Below are 21,160 nucleotides of genomic sequence, written 5' to 3'. Positions count from 1 at the left end.
CATAAGGGCTGCGGGGCTCAGATGTCGAGGCCGAGCAGCGCGTTCTCGACCACTTCGGCCAGGGCCGGGTGGATCCAGTACTGGCCGCGCGCCATGTCCTGAGCTGACAAACCGAAGCTCATCGCCTGAATGAGCGGCTGGATGACGGTCGGAGCCTGCGTACCCATGACGTGGGCGCCGAGGATGCGTCCGGTGCCGCGCTCGGCGATCACCTTGCAGATGCCCTCCTGATCCTCCATCGCCCAGCCGTACGCGACGTCGCCGTAAGCCTGCACCTTGACGGTGATGTCGAGCCCGGCGTCGCGAGCCTGCTTCTCCGTCATTCCGACGTCGGCGATCTGCGGGTCGGTGAACACGGCTGCCGGTACGAAGCGGTGATCGGTGCTGCGAAGCCCGGACGTGTCCTTCCACGCGTCCTGGAGCAGGTTGTGCTGAACAACGCGCGCTTCATGGTTGGCGACGTGCTTGAGCTGGTACGGCGAAGAGACGTCACCGAGTGCGAATACGCCCTCGGCGGTGGTGCGTTGGTATTCGTCGACCACGATCGAGCCCTTGTCGTCGAGTTCGACGCCGGCCTTGTCGAGACCGAGTAGGTCACCGTTCGGCTGACGACCCACCGCGACGAGGAGAACGTCACCGGAAACGACTGTGCCATTTGCCAGTTCGACGGCGATGTTGTCGCCATCGCCGCGTACCGACGTGAGGGGGGAGCCTAGATGGACGTCCCACTTCTGTTCGGCCAACTCGGTGAAGCGCTCGGAGATCTCGTCGTCGAGGTGCCGCAGCAGTCGCTGGCTGCGACCGATGATCGACACGCGAGAACCCAACGCGGAGAACACGTGTGCGAACTCGGTTGCGATGAATCCGGAGCCGACGATCACGAGGTGCTCGGGAAGTTCGGGCAGTCGCATGATGTCTTCGTTGGTGTAGTACTTCACACCACTCGACGCGATCTCGTCCGGGATGATCGGACGCGAACCGGCTGCGATGACCACCTGGTCAGCGGTGATCGTCTCGCCGGTTCCGGTGTCGATCGTCTTGTCGCCGGTGAACGTGGCGTGGCCGCGGTAGACGGTGGTGTTGGGACTGTCTTCGCTGCGGTACCGCTCACCACCTGCAGAAATGGGATCGATGCGGCCGAAGACGCGCTTGACGATGTCGGACCAACGAACGCCGTCGAGAGTGGCGTCGACGCCGTACTTCTCGGCAGTGGTGACGGTGCGTGCCACCTCGGCGGCGTAGACGAACATCTTGGTCGGGATACACCCGACATTGAGGCACGTTCCGCCGAAGGTGCCCTCTTCGAGGATTGCGATCTTCTTGCCGTCGAACCGCTCGTCGGGCAGCGAGTTTCCGGATCCGCTGCCGATGATTGCAAGGTCGTAGTGCGTCACTGCGCGATCTCCTGTGTGTTGCTTGCTGTGCTTGCCGAACTTTCTGCGGCCGGGGTGAGGTGGCCGTCGAGCCACTCCAACCACAGGTCGAGTTCGGAAAAGGCTGTGGCCAAGGGCTTCTCGGTCGAAAGGAACACGTCGTGACGGGCGCCGTCGATCGGGACGATGGTGGTGCGATCGCCGAGGCAACCGGCCCAACGTGCGATCTGCTTGACGTCGAGCACGGAATCGGCGAGGTCGACGCTCGGGTTGTACGCCTTTGCGAACTGTGACTTCTTCGAGCGCAGAATCAGCGCGGGCACTCCGATGTCGAGGCCGCGGTGAAGTTTTGCGTGACCCGCTCGGACGGCCCGCATCCAGCCGAAGGTAACGGGGCAGCCGGCCAGTGGCTTCCAGTCGAGGTTGTAATCCCAGACGCCGTTGGCCGAAACATGAAGACTGGAACCGTAAGTCGGTAATCCAGTTCCCGGGATCACCGTCTTCGCCGATACCCGTCCGAGCGCATCGATCGCCGTAGTACCGACGTTGCGCACCACTGAGGGACCCTGAAGGTCGAACCAGGGGCTGTTGAGTACCAGCCCGCAGATTCCGGCGCCGTCGCTGCCACCGGGCTTGCGCTGCAAACGGTTCAGCCAGAGCGGAACGATCAGACCGCCGGTGGAGTGCGCCATGAGCAGCACCTCGCTGCCCTCGGTCTCGCTGCGGACGATGCGCAGCGCTTCGTTCAGTTCGGCGTCGTAGAGCGCAAGGTCGGAGACGTAATGAGCTGTGTGCCCCGGTTTGAGGGAGCGGCCGCACTTACGCAGGTCGAGTGCGAAGAAGGCGTAACCCTGCTCGGCAAAGTGCTCGGCGAGGTGCTTCTGGAAGAAGTAATCGGTGAAGCCGTGCACGTACAAAACGGCACGGTGTGTCTTCACCGCCTCCTTCTGCGGTTGGTAGCGGACCAGTGTTGCGTCCACCTCGCCTTCGCCGTCCGGATCCGTTCCGAGCGGGATCGTCAGCTGCTGATATCCGTCACCGAGGACGTCTGGAACCCAAGTAGTCACAAATCACAATCTAATCGTCGTTTCGAGTGCGCGTTGTAGAGCACAATTGGGGGTGGTGAACCGCGCGTGTACGCACGGGTAACCTATTCGGCGTAACACAGCAGGCGGATGCGCGCACGGCTAATGACAAGGAAGTCGATTCTCCAGTGTCGAATCAGAACGCGGTAGAGACGAAGACGGATGTAGTGCTCGTGGGCGCAGGCATCATGAGCGCCACGCTGGGTGCATTGCTGCGCCAGCTGCAGCCCGATTGGTCGATCTCGACCTTCGAGCGGCTCGATGCCGTCGCAGCCGAGAGCAGCGACCCCTGGAACAACGCGGGAACCGGTCACTCAGCCCTGTGTGAGCTCAATTACACACCTGAGAACTCGGACGGCACGGTCGACATCAAGAAGGCCGTCAACGTCAACGAGCAGTTCCAGGTGTCACGCCAGTTCTGGGCACACGCGGTAGAGCAGGGCGTCCTGACACAGCCCAAGGAATTCATCAACCCCATCGCGCACGTGAGCTTCGTTCACGGTGAGGCCAACGCCAAGTACCTCCGTGCTCGTTACGACGCACTTGCCGGCCACACGCTCTTCCGCGGTATGGAGTACATCGACGATCCGGCCGAGTTCAGCAAGCGTTTGCCGCTCATGGCCAAGGGACGCGACTTCTCCGATCCCATCGCCCTGAACTGGAGCCAGGACGGCACCGACGTCGATTTCGGAGCGCTCACCAAGCAGCTCATCGGCTACATCGGCAAGACCGGCGGCAAGATGTACTTCGGCCACGAGGTCACCAACCTGACGCAGAACTCGGACAAGTCCTGGACCGTCAAGGTCACCAACCGTCGCACCGGTGAAAAGCGCACCGTTCGCTCGCGCTTCGTGTTCGTCGGTGCCGGTGGCGGCGCCCTGCACCTGCTGCAGAAGTCGGGCATCAAGGAAGCCAAGGGCTTCGGTGGCTTCCCGGTCAGCGGTGCCTTCCTGCGATGCACCAACCCCGAACTCATCGACCAGCACAGCGCCAAGGTCTACGGCAAGGCTGCCGTCGGCGCCCCGCCCATGTCGGTGCCTCACCTGGACACCCGTGTCATCGGCAACAAGCCGGGTCTGCTGTTCGGTCCCTACGCTGGTTGGTCGCCGAAGTTCCTCAAGCAGGGTCGCGTCACGGACCTGCCCGGCTCGGTCAAGCCGAACAACATCCTCTCGATGCTCGGTGTCGGTGTCAGCGAGCTCGGCCTGGTCAAGTACCTGGTCAGCGAGCTTGCCAAGAACGAAGCCGGTCGCATCTGGGATCTGCGTGAGTTCGCGCCCAAGGCGCAGGCCCAGGACTGGGAACTCATCACCGCGGGCCAGCGCGTCCAGGTGATCCGCCGTGCCAAGGGCAAGGGTGGTGTCCTCGAATTCGGTACCGCTGTGGTCGCCGCTGAGGACGGTTCCATCGCCGGCCTGCTCGGTGCTTCGCCCGGTGCGTCCACGGCCGTCCCGGCGATGCTGGACGTACTCGAGCGCTGCTTCCCGACCGAGTTCCAGGGTTGGAAGGGCAAGCTCCGCGAGATGGTTCCGTCCATCGGCGTCAAGCTCACCGACAACGAAGGCCTGTTCAACCAGGTCTGGGATTGGTCCTCGAAGGTTCTCGAGCTCGATTCCGCCGGTGCTTCCGAATCGGCTCCGGTCGCGGATACCGCCGCGACTGTGTGATAGTCCAACCCATGACGGCAACAGCAGCTTTGAAGCGTTCATGGGCACTCGATCTCGACAACAAGACGTTCTACGAGTTGTTGAAGCTTCGAGTGGAGGTCTTTGTCGTCGAGCAGGCTTGCCCGTATCCCGAGTTGGACGGGCGGGACCTGCTGACGGAAACACGCCACTTCTGGCTCGAGCAGGACGGCCAGGTGGTGTGTACGCTCCGGCTGCTCGAAGAGCACGACGACGGAAACAAGAGCTTCCGAATCGGACGCCTCTGCACGTCGCGTCAGGCTCGCGGCCAGGGCCACACGACCCGCCTCCTGCAGGCCGCACTGGCCGAGGTCGGCGAAGCGCCGTGCCGGATTAATGCACAGACCTACTTGGTCGAGATGTACGCCAAGCACGGATTCAAGGCTGACGGCGAAGAGTTCATCGAAGACGGCATCCCGCACACCCCGATGCGTCGTGGTGGGGGAGAGCCTTTCGTGGCCGTCAGCTAGTTTGTCGGAGAATTGACCCTGGTCGGCTCGTGGGAAAGCGAGCCGACTAGGGTTTTTTCGATACCGAATGTTCGCGGGGAAGTCCTGTTCGATCCAGGCGCGGTCCCGCCACTGTGAAAGATCTCTCCTCTACCGATAAACCGGGAGATCTCAGCCAGGTTGCCGCGACATTCGAGTGCAGCCAAATTCTCGGCGAGGAAACCGAGAGGTGGAGGGATATCGACGTGCGAAGTGAAGAAGATCGACCAGTGGCGGGCTTCCCGTTCAGTGCTGTGGTCGGCCAGGATCAATTGCGATTGGCGCTGATCCTGTGTGCGGTGCATCCAGGGATCGGCGGGGTCCTGGTTCGCGGTGAGAAGGGAACTGCCAAGTCGACGGTCGTGCGCGCGCTGACTGCGCTGCTGCCCGCGGTCGACGACGCCGGAACGACACGACCGGCCCGCTTGGTCGAACTGCCCGTGGGCGCCACCGAAGACCGGGTGATCGGTTCGATCGACTTGGAGAAGGTTCTGCGTGACGGTGAGCGCGCATTCCAACCTGGACTGCTCGCCGCCGCTCACCAGGGTGTTCTGTACGTCGACGAGGTGAATCTGCTTCACGACCACCTGGTCGACGTGCTTCTCGACGCCGCGGCGATGGGCCGGGTTCACATCGAGCGTGACGGCATCTCCCATTCGCATCCGGCCAAGTTCGTACTCGTCGGCACGATGAATCCCGAAGAGGGAGAACTGCGTCCGCAACTTCTGGACCGTTTCGGTCTGGCTGTCGACGTCGCCGCTTCCCGCGACGTCGACATTCGCATGGAAGTGGTGCGTCGCCGACTCGACTACGAGCGTGACCCCGAGGCATTTGTCGCTCGGTACGTATCCGCCGATGAGGAGTTGGCCTCCGAAATCCTCACGGCGCGTGAGAAATTGGACTCGGTCGAGCTGAGCAACCGCGAACTGCGTCGTATCGCCTCGCTGTGTGCGTCGTTCGACGTCGACGGTATGCGCGCGGACTTGGTGCTGGCGCGCACCGCGACGGCCCACGCTGCCTGGCGCGGCGACAGTGAAGTCACTGCGGAGGACGTACGAGTAGCGGCGGAACTGACGCTGCCGCATCGCCGCCGCCGCGATCCTTTCGACGAGCCCGGCTTGGATCAGCAGCAGTTGGACGATGCGCTCGAGCAGGCCGACCAGGATGCTCAGTCGCAGGTAGAGGACGACGCGCGCGACGGAGAGCCCGAACCTCCCGAAAATCACGAAGACCGTGGCCCGGAAGATGGCGGCTCCGATGACGGCGGTCCCGGACACGAAGGGCCGGACGACGACGGCCCGGACGACGACGGCCCGGACGACCCTGACGGACCTGGTGGGGGAGTGCGCGCCACCGATCGTCCCTCGGCTCCACCGGCCGGCGAATTCAAGGCCAAGCTCCTCGAAGTTCCGGGAGTCGGTGAAGGTGCACCGGGACGACGCTCGCGGTCCATGTCGTCCCGTGGACGAGTTGTGCGGTCCACGCGGGAGCGTGGGCACGGATTGCATCTGACGAGCACGGTCTTTGCCGCAGCCGAGTCTCAAGTTGCCCGTGGTCGCACTGCTGGACGGTTGCGGCTGGCACCGGCTGACCTCCGCGGCGCGATACGTGAAGGGCGAGAAGGCAATCTGATCGTCTTCGTTGTCGACGCGTCGGGGTCGATGGCAGCACGCGACCGCCTCTCCGCGGTCACCGGTGCGGTTGTCTCGTTGCTCCGCGACGCCTATCAGCGCCGCGACAAGGTCGCCGTCATCACCGTCCGTGGTCGTGAAGCGGAGCTCGTACTGCCGCCGACATCTTCGGTGGACATCGCTGTCCGTCGCTTGCAGTCGATGCGTACCGGCGGCAAATCCCCACTCGCAGAGGGATTCCTGCGTGCTCGCGAAGTGGTTCTGCGTGAACGACTTCGTGACCCGCAGCGTCGCGCCCTCGTCGTCACACTCACCGACGGCCGGGCTACCGGCGGCAAGGACGCGCTGCACCGCGCCCGCGTCGCCGCGCATCTTCTCGCTGACGCGTCCGTCGCGTCCATCGTCGTCGACTGCGAGACCGGCCTCGTGCGTCTGGGGCTGGCGGCCGAGTTGGCGCGAGAACTACGTGGCGGATACGTCCGCCTCGCCGAATTGTCAGCGCAGCAGGTCGCGGGTGTCGTCCGCGCCGCAGCCTAGATCCCAGTTCAGGAGTTCACGATGCCCAAGGGTGTTCCCGAGACAGTTCCCGACGACGGTCTGACCACGCGTCAGCGTCGTAACGCGCCGGTACTTGCCGTGCACACCGGCCCGGGAAAGGGTAAGTCCACCGCCGCTTTCGGCATGGCGCTGCGTGCCTGGAATCAGGGGTTCGACATCGGCGTGTTCCAGTTCGTGAAGAGTGCCAAGTGGAAGGTCGGAGAGGAAGCCGCGTTCCGCGCGCTCGGAAACCTGCACGACGAAACCGGCGTCGGTGGGCCGGTGCAGTGGCACAAGATGGGCGAAGGTTGGTCATGGACACGCAAGGCCGGTAGCGAGGAAGATCATGCTGCTGCCGCTGCGGAGGGTTGGCAGGAGATCGCGAGAAGGCTTGCGAGCGAGGAACATCGATTCTATGTCCTCGACGAGTTCACCTATCCGCTCAAGTGGGGCTGGGTCGACGTCGACGAGGTCGTGCAGACACTGCGCGATCGTCCGGGCAACCAGCACGTTGTCATCACGGGACGCGACGCCCCGCAGGCGTTGATCGATGCCGCCGACCTCGTGACCGAGATGACCAAGATCAAGCACCCGATGGATGCCGGCCGAAAGGGCCAACGGGGCATCGAATGGTAAGTCCTTCCACTCCGGCCGTGGTGATCGCCGCTCCTGCCTCGGGTAGCGGAAAGACCACGGTGGCAACGGGATTGATCGGCGCGCTGCGACGGTCCGGTCGCAGCGTTGCACCCTTCAAGGTGGGGCCGGACTACATCGACCCGGGTTATCACGGACTCGCGGCAGGGCGGCCCGGACGCAACCTCGACACTGTTCTGGTGGGCCCGGATCGCATCGGACCGCTCTACCGGCATGGAACCGCCGGTTGCGACATCGCCGTGGTCGAAGGCGTCATGGGTCTGTTCGACGGGAAGATCGACGAGGCAAACTCGCAGCCGTCGGCGGAGGGATCGACGGCGCAGGTCGCGTCGATCCTCGGTTCGCCGGTAGTCCTCGTGATCGACGCCCGTGGGCACAGTCAGAGTCTGGCCGCCGTACTCCACGGCTTCGCGACCTACGACGCAGGTGTGCGCATCGGCGGCGTCATTCTCAATCGCGTCGGGAGCGCTCGTCACGAGCAGGTGTTGCGTCATGCGTGCGACAAGGTCGGCGTCGCAGTGCTCGGAGTTGTGCCACGGTTGACCGAACTCGAAGTTCCCTCCCGGCACCTCGGCCTGATTCCGGCGGCCGAGCACGGCGCCGCCGCTGTGGCCGCAGTGGACGCGATGTCCGATTTGATTGCCTCGCACGTCGATCTGGGTGCTGTTCGCGCACTGGCCGCCTCGAACGTGAGTGCAGCTGCATGGGATCCGGTTGCCGAGGTCGGCGCACACGCAGAGTCTCGGCCTGTGGTTGCCATGGCGGGTGGCCCGGCCTTCACCTTCGGCTATGCCGAGCACCGGGAGCTGTTGACTGCCGCCGGCGCGGACGTGCAGGTGTTCGACCCGTTGCGGGACGAGCTTCCTGCGGGAACTGCCGCTTTGGTCCTTCCCGGTGGCTTCCCGGAAGAACACGCGGTAGACCTTGCGGCCAATACCGTACTGCTGCAGCAGGTTCGCGATCTGGCGGACGGCGGTGCACCGATCCACGCCGAGTGTGCCGGTCTGCTCTACCTCGCTCGCAGCTTGGACGGTCACAGCATGGCCGGTGTGGTCGGAGTGGATGCGACGTTCGGGAAACGCCTGACCCTCGGGTATCGCGAAGCAGTCGCGATCAGCGACTCCAGCCTCTTCGGCGCAGGCTCCCGCGTCACCGGTCACGAGTTCCACCGAACGTCTCTCGTCTCGGCAGACGCGGACGGTTGCGGAAGTGCGTGGGGGTGGCGGCCCTGGGACGGCGGCAGTGTCCGCGAAGGGTTTGTTCGCGGTGGCGTCCACGCGTCGTATCTCCACACTCATCCGGTGGGGCAGCCCGAATCGATCGCGAAGTTCGTCGATGCCGCACGGCGATGACCTCTGTATAGGCGTGGGATTCACGACGAGTGTCACCGCGAAGGACATCGTCGCTGCGGTGAAGGCTGTGCCCGCGGCGCAAGGGAAGATCGTGGTACTCGCCACTGTGGCGGCAAAAGCTGAGTCTTCGGCTCTTCTGACAGCGGCCCATGAACTGAACGTCCCGATTGTGAGTTTCGCCCCGGACGTACTTGCGCGAGTTCAAGTTCCGTCACCATCGCCTCGCGTCGAGAACGCCGTCGGAACGGCAAGCGTCGCGGAAGCGGCTGCGATCCTCGCGTCCGGGGGCGGCCGACTTGTGCTGGCCAAGACTGCCAGGGATGGAGTGACCGTGGCCGCGGCCCGTAAAGTTCCCTCCAGCTTGACCAATTCTGACAACGAAACGGAGTGCGAGTGAGCGAGTCCACCGCAGACGAGACCAACTACCTGGTCGGCCTCAACCTGACCGATCGACGCGTGGTCGTGTTCGGTGGCGGCACTGTGGCTCAGCGCCGACTCGGACTGCTGGTCGCCTCTGGTGCCCGCGTTCACGTCATCAGTCGCGCGTTCACTCCAGCCGTCGAAGGTATGGCCACTGCCGGTCAGATCACGGTCGAAGAGCGCCCGTACGCCGACGGCGACCTCGAAGGTGCGTGGTACGCCATCGCCTCGACCGACGAGCCGGAAACCAATGCGGCGATCGTCGCCGAAGCGGAGCGTCGCCACATCTTCTGCGTGCGCGCCGACAACGCGAAGCACGGCACCGCCGTCACTCCCGCGAGCGCCGAGTACGACGGTATGAGCATCGGAATTCTGGCGGGCGGCGATCACCGTCGTTCGGCAGCGGTCCGCACCGCCGTCGTCGAGGGTCTTCAGTCGGGCGTGCTAGCCGATACGGCCGAGCCTGCCGCTGCGGGTGTTGCTCTCGTCGGTGGTGGCCCCGGTGATCCCGATCTGATCACCGTGCGCGGACGCCGTTTGCTCGCCCGCGCCGACGTCGTCGTGGCCGACCGATTGGCTCCGCCGGAGTTGCTCGCCGAACTGGGTCCGGACGTAGAGGTGATCGACGCCGCGAAGATCCCGTACGGCCGTGCCATGGCTCAAGAGGCCATCAACGCCGCGCTGATCGACAACGCGAAGGCAGGCAAGTTCGTGGTCCGCCTCAAGGGCGGGGACCCGTACGTCTTCGGACGGGGATACGAAGAACTCGAAGCGTGTGCCGCTGCCGGCGTTCCGGTGACCGTAGTGCCCGGAATCACGAGCGCGATCTCGGTCCCGTCGGCCGCAGGCATCCCGGTCACCCACCGCGGCGTCACCCACGAGTTCGTCGTCGTCAGTGGGCACGTGGCTCCGGATCATCCGGATTCGCTGGTCGACTGGTCGGCACTGGCCAAGTTGCGCGGCACGATCGTGCTGCTCATGGCGGTCGAGCGCATCGATCAGTTCGCGAAGGCACTCGTCGACGGTGGACGCCCGTCAACCACGCCGGTCACCGTGATCCAAGAGGGCACTCTGCGCACCCAGCGTGAACTTCGGGCCGATCTGGCGACCGTTGCTCAGCGCGTCAAGGACGAGGAGATCAAGCCTCCGGCGATCATCGTGATCGGGCCGGTCGCGGGCTTTTCCGTCGACGCTGGGTAACGTGAAGTCTTGTGTCTGACTCCCTGAGATCCGAAAACGCTGCTGGGTCCGAAAACACCATGACGAAGTACCCTGTGGCGACACGGGCATTCGGACTGGCGATCATCGTCTTGAGCGGTATGCAATTGATGATGGTGCTCGACGGCACGGTGGCGTCGTTGGCCTTGGCCCGGATCCAGGAGGATCTCGATCTCAGCGACTCCGGTCGGAACTGGGTCATCACTTCGTATGCATTGACCTTCGGCGGACTGATGCTCTTGGGTGGCCGGTTGGGTGACACCTTCGGGCGAAAAAAGGTGTTCCTCAGCGGAGTCATCTTGTTCACGCTTGCTTCCCTCGCATGCGGCTTGGCCACCAACGAAGCGATGTTGGTGGCGGCCAGATCAGTTCAAGGCGTCGGTGCAGCAATCGCCTCGCCTACGGCGTTGGCTCTCGTGGCGACGACGTTTGCGCCCGGCCCCGTCAGGAATCAGGCTATCGCGATCTTTGCCGCCATGACCGGAATCGGTTCGGTGACGGGATTGATCATCGGCGGTGCACTTACCGAGGTGTCATGGCGGTGGATCTTCCTGATCAACGTCCCCATTGGACTGATGATCATCGGTTTTGCATTCAAGGCCCTGGTCGAAACTGGAGCCGAGCGACTGAAGTTGGATGTGCCAGGGGCAATTCTTGCCACTGTGGGCTGTACCGGAATCGTCTTCGGATTCACCGAAGGTCCCGAGATGGGTTGGACCAGCCCTGCAGTGTTGGGTGCTCTCGTCGGCGGAGTCGCGCTGTTCGTCGTCTTCCTACTGGTCGAACGGCGCGCCGAGAATCCACTGCTGCCGTTCAGCCTCTTCAAGAACAAAAACCGCGTCTTCACGTTCATTTCACTCGCGTTGATAGGTGCCGTGATGTTTTCGTTGGCGCCGTTCGTGGCGCTCTTCGTCCAGGACATCCTCGGATACAGCCCGCTCCACGCAGGTCTCGCGTTCGTGCCCTTTGCATTCGGGCTGGGAGCGGCAGCATTCGTCGCGTCCAAACTTGCAGTTCGCGTACAGGCGCGATGGCTGATCGTGACGGGTTCGCTGCTGACGTTCGTGGGACTCCTGTACGGGTCGACCTTGGACGAGACGACCACCTATATGGGCAACCTGTTTGTCCTCGTCGTGGGAATCGGCTTCGGTGTGGGTTTGGCCGTCGTTCCCCTCCCGCTGTGTGCTATTGCTGGCGTGGGCCCACAGGACATCGGGCCATTGACCGCGATTGCACAGGTTGCTCAGGTACTTTTCGGTCCGGTCGGACTGGCGATCGTGGGGGCGATGGCGACGTCCCGGACCCTCTCGCTCGGCGGCGTGAGCGGAGTCGCTGCAGATATGACGCCCGCGCAGCTGTCAGCGCTGAGCGAAGGCTATGTCTTCGCGCTCTTCGGTTGCGCGATTTTCGCGGCGCTGGCCGCGATCTCTGCGCTGTTCATCAAATTCACTCCCGCTCAGGTGGCCCAGGCACAGGCTGCGGAGAAGGCAGCTCAGGGAATCGCCTGATCAGTCCTGTTTTTCCGCTTCGCTAGCCGTTACGATCGTTGCAGGACGTGCCGAGAGTCTCGACGGATCGGGGTGCCGTGATGCGGATCGCGGACATATTGCGAAACAAGGGCAACAGCATCGTCACGATCGACGCCCACACGACGGTCAACGGGCTGCTGTGCGATCTTGCCCGCCACAACATCGGAGCCATGGTGGTGGTCGACGACGACGCGGTGGTCGGCATCATCTCCGAACGCGATGTCGTTCGACGCCTGCACGAGCGTGGCCCGGACCTTCTCGGGATCCAGGTTTCCGAGGTCATGACCGCTCTGATGTACACGTGTGTTCCGGCAGACGCAGTGGACAGCATTGCCGCGATCATGACCGAGCGTCGAATCCGGCATCTGCCGGTGATCGAGGACGGCAACCTCCTCGGCATCGTCAGTATCGGTGACGTGGTGAAGAGCCGCATCGACGAGCTCAAGAGCGAACGCGATCAGCTCGAGTCGTACATCGATCAGGGCTGATCGATAGGTTGTCGCACGGTGACTACTCTCGTGTGATGGCCGCATTCCAGGAATCCACAGCAGACACGGTCACCATCGTGGCCGGCCTCGAGAGCACGTTCGCCGACGAACTCGGCGCTCTGACGGTGCCGTGGCAAGGTGCTGCCGCCCCTGACCCGCAGTTGCTCGTGGTGAACGAGCAGCTGGCTGCGTCGTTGAGATTGGACGTAGCAGCGCTGCGAAGTGTGGACGGGATCGGCGTCCTGTCCGGGTCGACGGTGCCGGTCGGGGCCACACCGGTGGCGATGGCGTATGCGGGTCATCAGTTCGGTGGGTATGCACCAATTCTCGGAGACGGTCGGGCGTTGTTACTCGGCGAACTCGTCAGCAGTGCCGGGCAGCGAGTGGACTTGCATCTGAAAGGCTCCGGGCGCACACCGTTCTCTCGGGGCGGCGACGGGTATGCGGTCGTAGGGCCGATGCTGCGCGAATATCTCGTCAGCGAGGCGATGAATGCCCTCGGTGTCCCCACTACGCGCGCGCTGTCGGTGGTGGCGACGGGCCGAGACGTTCGCCGCAACGGCGCAGAACCCGGTGCCGTGCTTGCACGGATCGCGTCGAGTCACCTACGCGTTGGGACCTTCGAGTTCGCGGCCCGGCAGGGCGAGGTCTTGCAGCCGCTCACCGATTACGCGATTGCCCGGCACTATCCGGAGCTGACCGAACTTCCGGCAACGGGTACACACAATCGCTACCTGAAATTCCTCGAGGCAGTGGTCGAGGCGCAGGCATCACTGGTGGCGAGGTGGATGCTCATCGGTTTCGTGCACGGGGTCATGAACACCGACAACACGACAATTTCGGGGGAGACCATCGATTACGGTCCGTGCGCCTTCCTCGACGCGTTCGATCCGGCGGCAGTGTTCAGCTCGATCGACCACGGGGGCCGCTATGCATTCGGCAATCAGCCCGCTGTACTGAAGTGGAACCTGGCGCGCTTGGCAGAAACACTGTTGCCACTGATCGATTCCACACCCGACGAAGCAATTTCCGCGGCGTCAGCAGTTCTCGAGACCTTCGACGAGCGCTACGAGGGTCACTACGCGGCCGGTCTCGCGGCAAAGCTGGGTCTGGCCCAGCCGTTTGTCGATCGGGCGCTCGTCGACGATCTGCTGACGTTGTTGGCGGAACACGGTGCTGATTGGACGGGCAGTTTCCGCGCTCTCGCCGACGAATTGCGCGGAAATTCGGTGCCTCTCGACAACCTCGTGCCACGGGAGCACATCGCGCCCTGGTTGCAGCGGTGGCAGGGAGCCCTGACCGAAAACGGACACGGGGCCGCGGAGACCGCGAGCGCGATGGATCGCGTCAACCCGCTGTACATTCCGCGTAATCATCGGCTCGACGCTGCCCTGCGCGCCGCGACCGACGGCGACCTCGCTCCATTCGAGAAGCTGCTGGAGGTTGTCACGCATCCTTTCGACCGACGCGACGAGTGGGCTGACTACACCGAGGCGGCTCCGCAGTCTTTCAGCGAAACATTCCAAACCTTCTGTGGCACTTGACAGACGAAGCCATCAATCCGTCAGGATGATCAATTCACGCTCCGACGCGATTTCGACGCGCAAGCCCGCCTTCGACGCCACCCGCGCAACACCCTTGATGTCGGTCGGTTCGGCACGCGAGACCACCAGCGCACGGGCGAGCAGACCTTTGTGGTGCTTGTTGAAGTGACTGACCACCGTCCGGGTACCGTCCGGCTTCTCGGTGAGGACCGTTGCGATCAGTGCGTCCGGAACAGGTCCGAGGTCTTGGTAGGTGCCGGACCGTAGATCGATGACAAGGCCGTCGGCTTCGGCCGCCAAGGCCTTCGGCAACTCCGGCTTCCACAGTGAGCGGAGCGTGCCCATCCCGGGCAGCTTGGACCCGCCGGAAAGGCGGTAGGCGGGGATCAGATCTCCCGCACGGACTGCACCGAACAGAGCGGAGCCGATCGCGATCCGATCGAGAGCCTTGGCCTTCTGGGCACGGGTGAACGACTTGGCGTCGAGGGCGTCGAAGAGCACCCCGGTGTAGCGCTGCAGCGCGGGCCGCGTCGCGGACACCCACAGCTTGGCGTTGCGTTCCACTTCGTCTGCTTGCGTCGGACCGAGCCCGAGCGCTTCGCACGACGCCTCGACGTCAGCGGCCAGATCGACCAGCGTCTGAACCAGCAATTCGCGCGTTTCGGTCAACTGTGGCATCGACAGTTCGGCCAGATCGAGGGGCGCATCCTTGCCGCCGTCGGACTTGGTTTCTGAGGGAGGCAGCAGTACAAGCACGCTGTAACCGTACCGAGGCCCGCTCGGCCGACTGCGGCGACTATCCTTACACCTCGTGATTACCCGTCTGTCCCACCTGTTCCTGCGTACCCTGCGTGACGATCCCTCGGACGCCGAAGTTGCCAGCCACAAACTGCTGGTTCGTGCCGGCTACGTTCGTCGTATCGCTCCAGGCGTCTACTCGTGGTTGCCGCTGGGATTGCGGGTGCTGCGCGAGGTTGAGCGTGTTGTCCGCGAAGAAATGAATGCCATTGGCGGCCAGGAAATCCTGCTGCCTGCGCTGCTCCCGCGCGATCCCTACGAAGCGTCGAACCGCTGGACCGAGTACGGCCCCAACCTGTTCCGCCTCAAGGACCGCAAGGGCAACGACTACATGCTCGGCCCGACCCACGAGGAGCTCTTTGCTCTGACGGTCAAGGGTGAGTACAACTCCTACAAGGACTTCCCGGTCACCCTGTACCAGGTGCAGACCAAGTACCGCGACGAAGAGCGTCCGCGTGCCGGCATTCTGCGTGGCCGCGAGTTCCTCATGAAGGATTCCTACTCCTTCGACCTGACCGACGAAGGCCTGACGGAGTCGTACCAGGCGCATCGCGGTGCCTACGAGAAGATCTTCACGCGTCTGGGCGTCAAGTACGTCATCGTCTCGGCGACCTCCGGTGCGATGGGCGGCAGCGCGTCCGAGGAGTTCCTTGCCGAGAGCGAGATCGGCGAAGACACCTACGTGCGCTGCCTCGAATCCGGCTACGCCGCCAACGTCGAGGCCGTCAAGACTGTTGTTCCCGACTCGATTCCGTTTGACGGGCTGCCCGAAGCCAAGGTGTACGACACCGCGAACACACCCACCATCGACACCCTGGTGGACTGGGCGAACGGCGCTGATCTCGGCCGTACCGTGACCGCCGCCGACACTCTCAAGAACATCATGGTCAAGACCCGCCTGCCCGGCGGCGAATGGGAACTTCTCGGCATCGGCATCCCCGGCGACCGTGAGGTCGACGAAAAGCGCCTCGAGGCTTCGCTGGAGCCGGCCGAGTTCGTGATGATCACCGAGACCGACTTCAAGAACAACCCGTTCCTGGCCAAGGGTTATATCGGCCCGAAGGCGCTGCAGGCCAACGGAGTTCGCTACCTTGTCGACCCGCGCGTCGTCGACGGCACCAGCTGGATCACCGGCGCCGACGAAGACGGCAAGCACGTGGTCGGCCTCGTTGCCGGTCGCGACTTCACCCCTGACGGAACCATCGAAGCCGCCGAGGTTCGTGACGGCGACGCCTCTCCCGATGGAGCCGGCACGCTGGTCTCGGCTCGCGGTATCGAGATCGGGCACGTCTTCCAACTCGGCCGCAAGTACACCGACGTCTTCACCGTCGACGTCCTCGCCGAGAACGGCAAGCCCGTCCGCCCGACCATGGGTTCGTACGGCGTCGGCGTCTCGCGTCTGGTGGCCGTCATTGCCGAGCAGCACCATGACGAGAAGGGTCTGCGTTGGCCCGCTGAGGTCTCACCGGCCGACGTTTACCTCGTCATTGCGAACAAGGACGAGACCGCTCGCGAAGGCGCCGAAGGCCTCGCCGCGCAGCTCGACCGCGCGGGACTCGAAGTGATCCTCGACGACCGCAAGGCATCGCCGGGCGTGAAGTTCAAGGACTCCGAGCTGATCGGTGTTCCGCTGATCGTTGTCGTCGGCCGTGGTTGGGCCGACGGCAAGGTCGAGATTCGCGACCGCTTCACCGGCGAGAGCCGTGAGATCGACGCCAATTCAGCGATCGAGGAGATCATCGCCGCAGTTCGCGGCTGATTCGAATAGCTGTCCGGGCCGCCGCAGTCACCTTCCGAGGTGTCTGCGGCGGCCCTTCTTTTCTGCCACAATCGTGGCTATGGAACGCGAACCGGATTGGGCAGAAGTCGACGGCTATCTCGTTTCCACGTTGGTAGGTGAAGATCCGGTTCTCGACGCGGCACTCGCCGCCAATTCCGAGGCAGGTCTCCCGCCCATCGACGTGGCGCCGAACCAGGGCAAGCTCCTCAACCTTCTGGCGCGAATGTGCTTGGCGCGCAATGTTCTCGAGATCGGAACGCTCGGCGGATACAGCACGATCTGGCTCGCTCGCGCGGTCGGTCCCTCGGGCCAGGTCATCACGCTGGAATTCGATCCCACCCATGCGGATGTCGCTCGGGCGAATATCGAGCGTGCCGAACTGGCTGACCGTGTCGACATCCGCGTCGGCGCTGCGCTCGACAGTCTCCCGTTGATCGCGAAAGAAGAGTTGGGACCTTTCGACTTGGTCTTCATCGACGCCGACAAGGAGAACAACACCGAGTACGTGCGGTGGGCGTTGGCCCTTTCGCATCCCGGAACCGTCATCATCGTGGACAACGTGGTGCGTGGGGGACATGTGTCCAACCCGGATATCGACGACGAGCGCGTCAAAGCGAGTCGAGCGGTGTTGGAGATGATCGCGGCCGAGCCGAAACTCGACGGCACCGCCATTCAAACCGTGGGTTCGAAGGGATGGGACGGGTTTGCCGTTGCAGTAGTGAACGAGTGAGCGCAGACTCGAAGCGGTGAGGATGCTGGGGGCAGCAAAGGCGGCATGGCGATGGGTGCGCAGTGCTCCCGGTACCTACGTCTGGTTGCTGGCCCTGCTGTTCACCACACTGTTCCTGCGGCATCTGCCTGACAATGTCGAGGAGCGTTTTCTCGGCAAGCGCTCGACCAATCTGCATCACCTGGCCGAAGACCCGCTACGAGTCCTGTTCTCGAGTGCCTTCTGGCTCGAAGGTGGCGGTTGGTTGGGATACCTGGTTCTCTTCACCATCTTTCATGCAACGGCTGAGCGTTGGCTCGGGACGTGGCGGTGGTTGTGTGTTGTCGTCATTGCCCACGTCGGAGCCACGTACATCAGCGAAGGTGTTCTGTACGAAGGTATTCGGCACGGATACGTGGCGGAGTCGGCGGTCAACACTCTCGACGTGGGAGTGAGCTACGGTCTGGCCGGCATCATGGGGATTCTGGTGTACCGCATCGTCGATCCGTGGCGATACATCTATCTCGCGGGGTTGCTGCTCTTCTATGGTGTACCCCTGATTTTCGCCACCAATTTCACCGCCATCGGCCACATGTCTGCGTTGTTGCTCGGGTTGGCGTGCTACCCGATCACGCGCGCTCGGGCCGGCACGTGGAATCCGATGGACCTGTGGCATTCGCGAAGAATCGCAGGTCTTCCATGAATCGCACCGCGGAAAGTTACCCGCTGGTAGTTTAGCGTCATCGACGAAAGGTAATGACGTGTCTGGCACCGATGGATTGCTCTTCAACCCCCATACTTACGACCCAGCTCAGTTCGATCCGGAGACCCGCCGTTTGCTGCGAGCCACCATCGAATGGTTCGAGAGCCGCGGCAAGAAGCAACTTCTTCAGGACGACCTCGACGCCGTGTGGGTCTCCGACTTTCTCGAATTCGTCGGCAAGGAGAAGTTGTTCGCGACGTTCCAGACTCCGGCGGCATTCGCCGACGGTGACGAGAACCGTCGTTGGGACGGTGCCCGCAACGCAGCTCTGAGCGAGATCTTCGGTTTCTACGGGCTGGCGTACTGGTACGCGTGGCAGGTCACGATCCTCGGACTCGGACCGATCTGGATGAGTGACAACGACGCTGCGAAGAAGCGTGCAGCGCAGGAACTTGCCGACGGTGGTGTCATGGCGTTCGGGCTGTCCGAGCGCGACCACGGCGCCGACGTGTACTCCACCGACATGCTCCTCACTCCCACCGACGGCGACGTCGCCTTCCGCGCGAGCGGCGAGAAGTACTACATCGGAAACGGCAACGTAGCCGGAATGGTGTCTGTGTTCGGGCGTCGTACCGACGTCGAGGGCCCCGAAGGCTACGTGTTCTTTGTCGCCGACAGTGCACATCCGAACTATCAGCTCGTGGACAACGTCCTGCGCGGGCAGATGTATGTCAGCAATTTCCGCCTCGACGATTACCCGGTGCGCGAGGAAGACATTCTGCACACCGGCGTCGCCGCATTCGAGGCCGCGCTCAACACGGTCAACGTCGGAAAGTTCAACCTCTGCACCGGCTCCATCGGCATCACCGAGCATGCGTTCTTCGAGGCAATCACTCACGCGCAGAATCGAATTCTGTACGGCAATCCCGTCACGGATTTCGCCCACGTTCGCGCCGCCTTCGTCGACGCGTACTCACGTCTGATCGCGATGAAGCAGTTCAGTGCGCGGGCGGTCGACTACTTCCGCAGCGCCAGCCTCGAGGACCGTCGCTACCTGCTGTTCAATCCCATGACCAAGGCCAAGGTCACCTCCGAAGGTGAGAAGGTGGTCGGGTTGCTGCACGATGTGATCGCAGCCAAGGGATACGAGAAGTCCACGTACTTCCGCGAGGCAGCGCAGATGATCGGCACGCTGCCCAAGCTCGAGGGCACCGTCCACGTCAACGTCGGCCTGATTCTCAAGTTCTTGCCGAACTATCTGTTCAACTCGGCGCAGTTCCCGGAGATCGTCACGCGCGACGACGCCGCCGACGACGAGTTCTTCTGGAACCAGGGGCCTACCCGCGGCGCTGCGAAGATTCAGTTCCACGAGTGGAAGCCCGTCTACGAGAAGCACTCTTCGATTCCGAACGTCGCCCGTTTTTACGAGCAGGCGATCGCGCTCACCGAATTGCTCACTGCTGCAGCGCCGGACGCGCAGCAGCAGAAGGATCTCGATTTCATGCTCAACGTCGGGCACCTGTTCTCTCTCGTCGTCTACGGTCATCTGATTCTCGAACAGGCCGAGATCAGCGGGCTCGACGCCGACGTTGTCGATCAGATCTTCGACTTCCAGATTCGTGACTTCTCGGGATACGCGATCGCGCTGCACGGAAAGCCGTCGTCGACACCCGAGCAGCAGAAATGGGCCCTGGCCGCGGTGCGGAAGCCTGTTGTCGACAGTGAACGCTTCGACCGGGTGTGGCAGCAGGTCAAGGCGTACGACGGTGCATACGAGATGCGCGCGTGACCGCGCCGGTGACGCGCGAGCAGTTGATGGCCGTCGTGGAGGGATCCCCGAAAGCCGTCGGCGCGCATGACCGCTCGACCTGGGTGGCCCTGTTTGCCGGCGACGGACAGGTCAACGACCCTGTAGGTTCACGTCCGCACAACGGTCAGGCGGCGATCGAGAGTTTCTACGACACGTTCATCGCCCCCAATTCGATCACCTTCCATGTCGAGCGCGACATCGTGTGCGGCCGGACGGTGTGGCGCGATCTGAGCCTCGCTACCGAGATGTCGACCGGAGTCGTTCTCGACGTTCCGATGCACTTGCGCTACGACTTGGTGGGGGAGCCCGATTCCTTGCGGATCGGAACCCTCTATGCGCATTGGGAATTGGCGACGATGTTGAGCCAGCTCGCGACTGCTGGTGTGGCGGGGGTGAAGGCGGCCGCGAAGTTGACGCCGCAGTTGCTCTCGAACCAGGGGATCGGCGGGGCGCTCGGGTTCTCGCGCGGCATCTTCGGCGTCGGAGACAAAGGCAAGAAGGCAGCGTCGCGGTTCCTCGATGCGGCCGCTGTCGGCCGAACGCCGCCGGTACCCGTCGAGCTTCCGGCGGGGACGCAGTTGTCCAACGCTGATGTCAACGCTCTGCTCACCGGCGTGACGAAGAGCAAGATGCTGGTTGCCGGTCGCACCGTGACGGCGAGCGTCATCGTGTGCGGGGAACCGGCCATCGCATTATTCGGCTTCGAGGCGAGCGGTCATCGACTCAATCGGGTGCGTTTCTTCACCGAGAGCTGACATAGAGCCCTCCACATGCAGGTCAGGCTAGGCGCGCCACTCCGGCGCGCCGAGCCTTCGCTTTTCTGAGAATTGTCAGATCGCCCCAAGATCCGCAGACAGCCAGTGCTGCGGATTCATGTAGATCGCTACCTGTTCGCCCAACTGCGATCGCGCGAATTCGAGATACCCGTCGACCTTGTCCGGAGCCAGGTAACGCCGCGAGACTTCGACCAGCATCTCGTCGGTGCCCGGAACGATCTTGTCGACGGATCCGCTGACGCTGACGTAACGGATTGTCGGATCGAGCCTTTCGGCCATCAACGAGAAATGCCCGGCCGACTCGATGAGTCGTGCCTTTCGCGAATCCTTGCCCGTGAGGATCCATGGTTTGCCACCGGGTGAGTACAGGTACCAGATCGGGACGGTCAACGGACCGCGCTCGGTGCCGTCCGCCACGGACAGCGCCCCGATGTGGGGTTCGGCCAGGAACTGTTCACGCTCATTTTCGGAGAGTGCCATTCCTCGAGATTACCGCGACGTTTGACATGGCGTTGTGACTCCGTACACAATCGATGTGCTCATTATGAACAGGCGTTCGCAATGCGAACACGTTTCGATC

The 21,160-nt window shown here is 63.3% G+C and carries 19 protein-coding genes; 15 read left to right on the top strand and 4 right to left on the bottom strand.

Annotated elements, in window-relative coordinates; translation table 11 throughout:
- Window positions 1-17: 17 nt before the first annotated feature.
- Window positions 18-1,394 (bottom strand): mycothione reductase, encoded by a 1,377-nt coding sequence (gene mtr / locus ATN38_RS19380; RefSeq protein WP_042925811.1) that lies wholly within the window; start codon window positions 1,392-1,394, stop codon window positions 18-20.
- Window positions 1,391-2,440 carry an alpha/beta hydrolase gene (locus ATN38_RS19375; protein ID WP_003942674.1) on the bottom strand — a complete coding sequence of 350 codons (1,050 nt, stop codon included), beginning with the start codon at window positions 2,438-2,440 and terminating at the stop codon, window positions 1,391-1,393. The genes mtr and ATN38_RS19375 overlap by 4 nt, the downstream gene beginning before the upstream one ends.
- Before the next feature lie 146 nt (window positions 2,441-2,586).
- Here ATN38_RS19375 and mqo point away from each other — a divergent pair, with 146 nt between their 5' ends.
- From mqo to ATN38_RS19325, 10 genes are all read left to right on the top strand, one after another.
- Window positions 2,587-4,125 carry a malate dehydrogenase (quinone) gene (mqo, locus tag ATN38_RS19370; RefSeq protein ID WP_003942820.1) on the top strand — a complete coding sequence of 513 codons (1,539 nt, stop codon included), beginning with the start codon at window positions 2,587-2,589 and terminating at the stop codon, window positions 4,123-4,125.
- An 11-nt stretch (window positions 4,126-4,136) separates the two neighbouring features.
- Window positions 4,137-4,613, top strand: a complete 477-nt coding sequence (locus ATN38_RS19365) for a GNAT family N-acetyltransferase (RefSeq protein ID WP_003942808.1) — start codon at window positions 4,137-4,139, stop codon at window positions 4,611-4,613.
- A 224-nt stretch (window positions 4,614-4,837) separates the two neighbouring features.
- Complete coding sequence (locus tag ATN38_RS19360) at window positions 4,838-6,799, top strand: magnesium chelatase subunit D family protein (RefSeq protein ID WP_042925829.1); 1,962 nt, start codon at window positions 4,838-4,840, stop codon at window positions 6,797-6,799.
- Between the two features lie 21 nt (window positions 6,800-6,820).
- Window positions 6,821-7,435 carry a cob(I)yrinic acid a,c-diamide adenosyltransferase gene (gene cobO / locus ATN38_RS19355; protein ID WP_003942784.1) on the top strand — a complete coding sequence of 205 codons (615 nt, stop codon included), beginning with the start codon at window positions 6,821-6,823 and terminating at the stop codon, window positions 7,433-7,435.
- Window positions 7,429-8,805, top strand: coding sequence for a cobyrinate a,c-diamide synthase (locus ATN38_RS19350; protein WP_218748391.1), 1,377 nt, complete (start codon window positions 7,429-7,431; stop codon window positions 8,803-8,805). The genes cobO and ATN38_RS19350 overlap by 7 nt, the downstream gene beginning before the upstream one ends.
- 13 nt (window positions 8,806-8,818) lie before the next feature.
- A complete protein-coding gene (locus tag ATN38_RS19345) occupies window positions 8,819-9,202 on the top strand; it encodes a cobalamin biosynthesis protein (protein WP_003942729.1) in 384 nt (127 codons plus the stop codon).
- Window positions 9,199-10,425 (top strand): uroporphyrinogen-III C-methyltransferase, encoded by a 1,227-nt coding sequence (gene cobA, locus ATN38_RS19340; protein WP_047271356.1) that lies wholly within the window; start codon window positions 9,199-9,201, stop codon window positions 10,423-10,425. The genes ATN38_RS19345 and cobA overlap by 4 nt, the downstream gene beginning before the upstream one ends.
- 59 nt (window positions 10,426-10,484) lie before the next feature.
- Window positions 10,485-11,951, top strand: a complete 1,467-nt coding sequence (locus ATN38_RS19335; protein ID WP_042925809.1) for an MFS transporter — start codon at window positions 10,485-10,487, stop codon at window positions 11,949-11,951.
- Window positions 11,952-12,031: 80 nt separating this feature from the next.
- On the top strand, window positions 12,032-12,460 hold the full coding sequence (locus tag ATN38_RS19330) for a CBS domain-containing protein (RefSeq protein ID WP_007735005.1): 429 nt from the start codon (window positions 12,032-12,034) through the stop codon (window positions 12,458-12,460).
- 35 nt (window positions 12,461-12,495) lie between these two features.
- Window positions 12,496-14,004, top strand: a complete 1,509-nt coding sequence (locus ATN38_RS19325; protein ID WP_051649759.1) for a YdiU family protein — start codon at window positions 12,496-12,498, stop codon at window positions 14,002-14,004.
- A gap of 12 nt (window positions 14,005-14,016) precedes the next feature.
- Here the strand turns inward: ATN38_RS19325 and yaaA are convergent, their stop codons facing one another.
- Entirely contained in the window at window positions 14,017-14,760 is a 744-nt protein-coding gene (gene yaaA / locus ATN38_RS19320; RefSeq protein WP_007735009.1) for a peroxide stress protein YaaA, read from the bottom strand.
- 55 nt (window positions 14,761-14,815) lie between these two features.
- Here yaaA and ATN38_RS19315 point away from each other — a divergent pair, with 55 nt between their 5' ends.
- From ATN38_RS19315 to ATN38_RS19295, 5 genes are all read left to right on the top strand, one after another.
- Entirely contained in the window at window positions 14,816-16,561 is a 1,746-nt protein-coding gene (locus tag ATN38_RS19315) for a proline--tRNA ligase (protein ID WP_042450750.1), read from the top strand.
- Between the two features lie 79 nt (window positions 16,562-16,640).
- The gene (locus tag ATN38_RS19310) at window positions 16,641-17,312 is read left to right on the top strand and encodes an O-methyltransferase (RefSeq protein WP_042450748.1); all 672 of its coding nucleotides are present in this window, start codon (window positions 16,641-16,643) and stop codon (window positions 17,310-17,312) included.
- Window positions 17,313-17,334: 22 nt separating this feature from the next.
- The gene (locus tag ATN38_RS19305; protein ID WP_007735016.1) at window positions 17,335-17,994 is read left to right on the top strand and encodes a rhomboid-like protein; all 660 of its coding nucleotides are present in this window, start codon (window positions 17,335-17,337) and stop codon (window positions 17,992-17,994) included.
- A 58-nt stretch (window positions 17,995-18,052) separates the two neighbouring features.
- On the top strand, window positions 18,053-19,783 hold the full coding sequence (locus ATN38_RS19300; protein WP_007735018.1) for an acyl-CoA dehydrogenase family protein: 1,731 nt from the start codon (window positions 18,053-18,055) through the stop codon (window positions 19,781-19,783).
- Entirely contained in the window at window positions 19,780-20,559 is a 780-nt protein-coding gene (locus ATN38_RS19295) for a nuclear transport factor 2 family protein (RefSeq protein WP_030535621.1), read from the top strand. Before ATN38_RS19300 ends, ATN38_RS19295 begins: the two co-directional genes overlap by 4 nt.
- Window positions 20,560-20,634: 75 nt before the next feature.
- Here ATN38_RS19295 and ATN38_RS19290 read toward each other — a convergent pair whose 3' ends face one another.
- The gene (locus ATN38_RS19290; protein ID WP_003942732.1) at window positions 20,635-21,060 is read right to left on the bottom strand and encodes a pyridoxamine 5'-phosphate oxidase family protein; all 426 of its coding nucleotides are present in this window, start codon (window positions 21,058-21,060) and stop codon (window positions 20,635-20,637) included.
- Window positions 21,061-21,160 lie beyond the last annotated feature (100 nt).

It is taken from the genome of Rhodococcus sp. FH8, assembly GCF_019266085.1.
In the GTDB taxonomy this organism is placed as follows: Bacteria; Actinomycetota; Actinomycetes; order Mycobacteriales; family Mycobacteriaceae; genus Rhodococcus_F; species Rhodococcus_F qingshengii.
Note: the sequence above shows the minus strand (reverse complement) of the source record. Positions and strands in the feature narration are given on the sequence as shown.

Bases quoted from the DNA above. Each gene is read 5' to 3' on its own strand.
- ATN38_RS19365 (WP_003942808.1), top strand. From the start codon at position 4,137: ATGACGGCAACAGCAGCTTTGAAGCGTTCATGGGCACTCGATCTCGAC.
- cobO (WP_003942784.1), top strand. From the start codon at position 6,821: ATGCCCAAGGGTGTTCCCGAGACAGTTCCCGACGACGGTCTGACCACG.
- ATN38_RS19350 (WP_218748391.1), top strand. From the start codon at position 7,429: ATGGTAAGTCCTTCCACTCCGGCCGTGGTGATCGCCGCTCCTGCCTCG.
- ATN38_RS19335 (WP_042925809.1), top strand. From the start codon at position 10,485: ATGACGAAGTACCCTGTGGCGACACGGGCATTCGGACTGGCGATCATC.
- ATN38_RS19330 (WP_007735005.1), top strand. From the start codon at position 12,032: ATGCGGATCGCGGACATATTGCGAAACAAGGGCAACAGCATCGTCACG.
- ATN38_RS19325 (WP_051649759.1), top strand. From the start codon at position 12,496: ATGGCCGCATTCCAGGAATCCACAGCAGACACGGTCACCATCGTGGCC.
- ATN38_RS19310 (WP_042450748.1), top strand. From the start codon at position 16,641: ATGGAACGCGAACCGGATTGGGCAGAAGTCGACGGCTATCTCGTTTCC.
- ATN38_RS19305 (WP_007735016.1), top strand. From the start codon at position 17,335: ATGCTGGGGGCAGCAAAGGCGGCATGGCGATGGGTGCGCAGTGCTCCC.
- ATN38_RS19290 (WP_003942732.1), bottom strand. From the start codon at position 21,060: ATGGCACTCTCCGAAAATGAGCGTGAACAGTTCCTGGCCGAACCCCAC.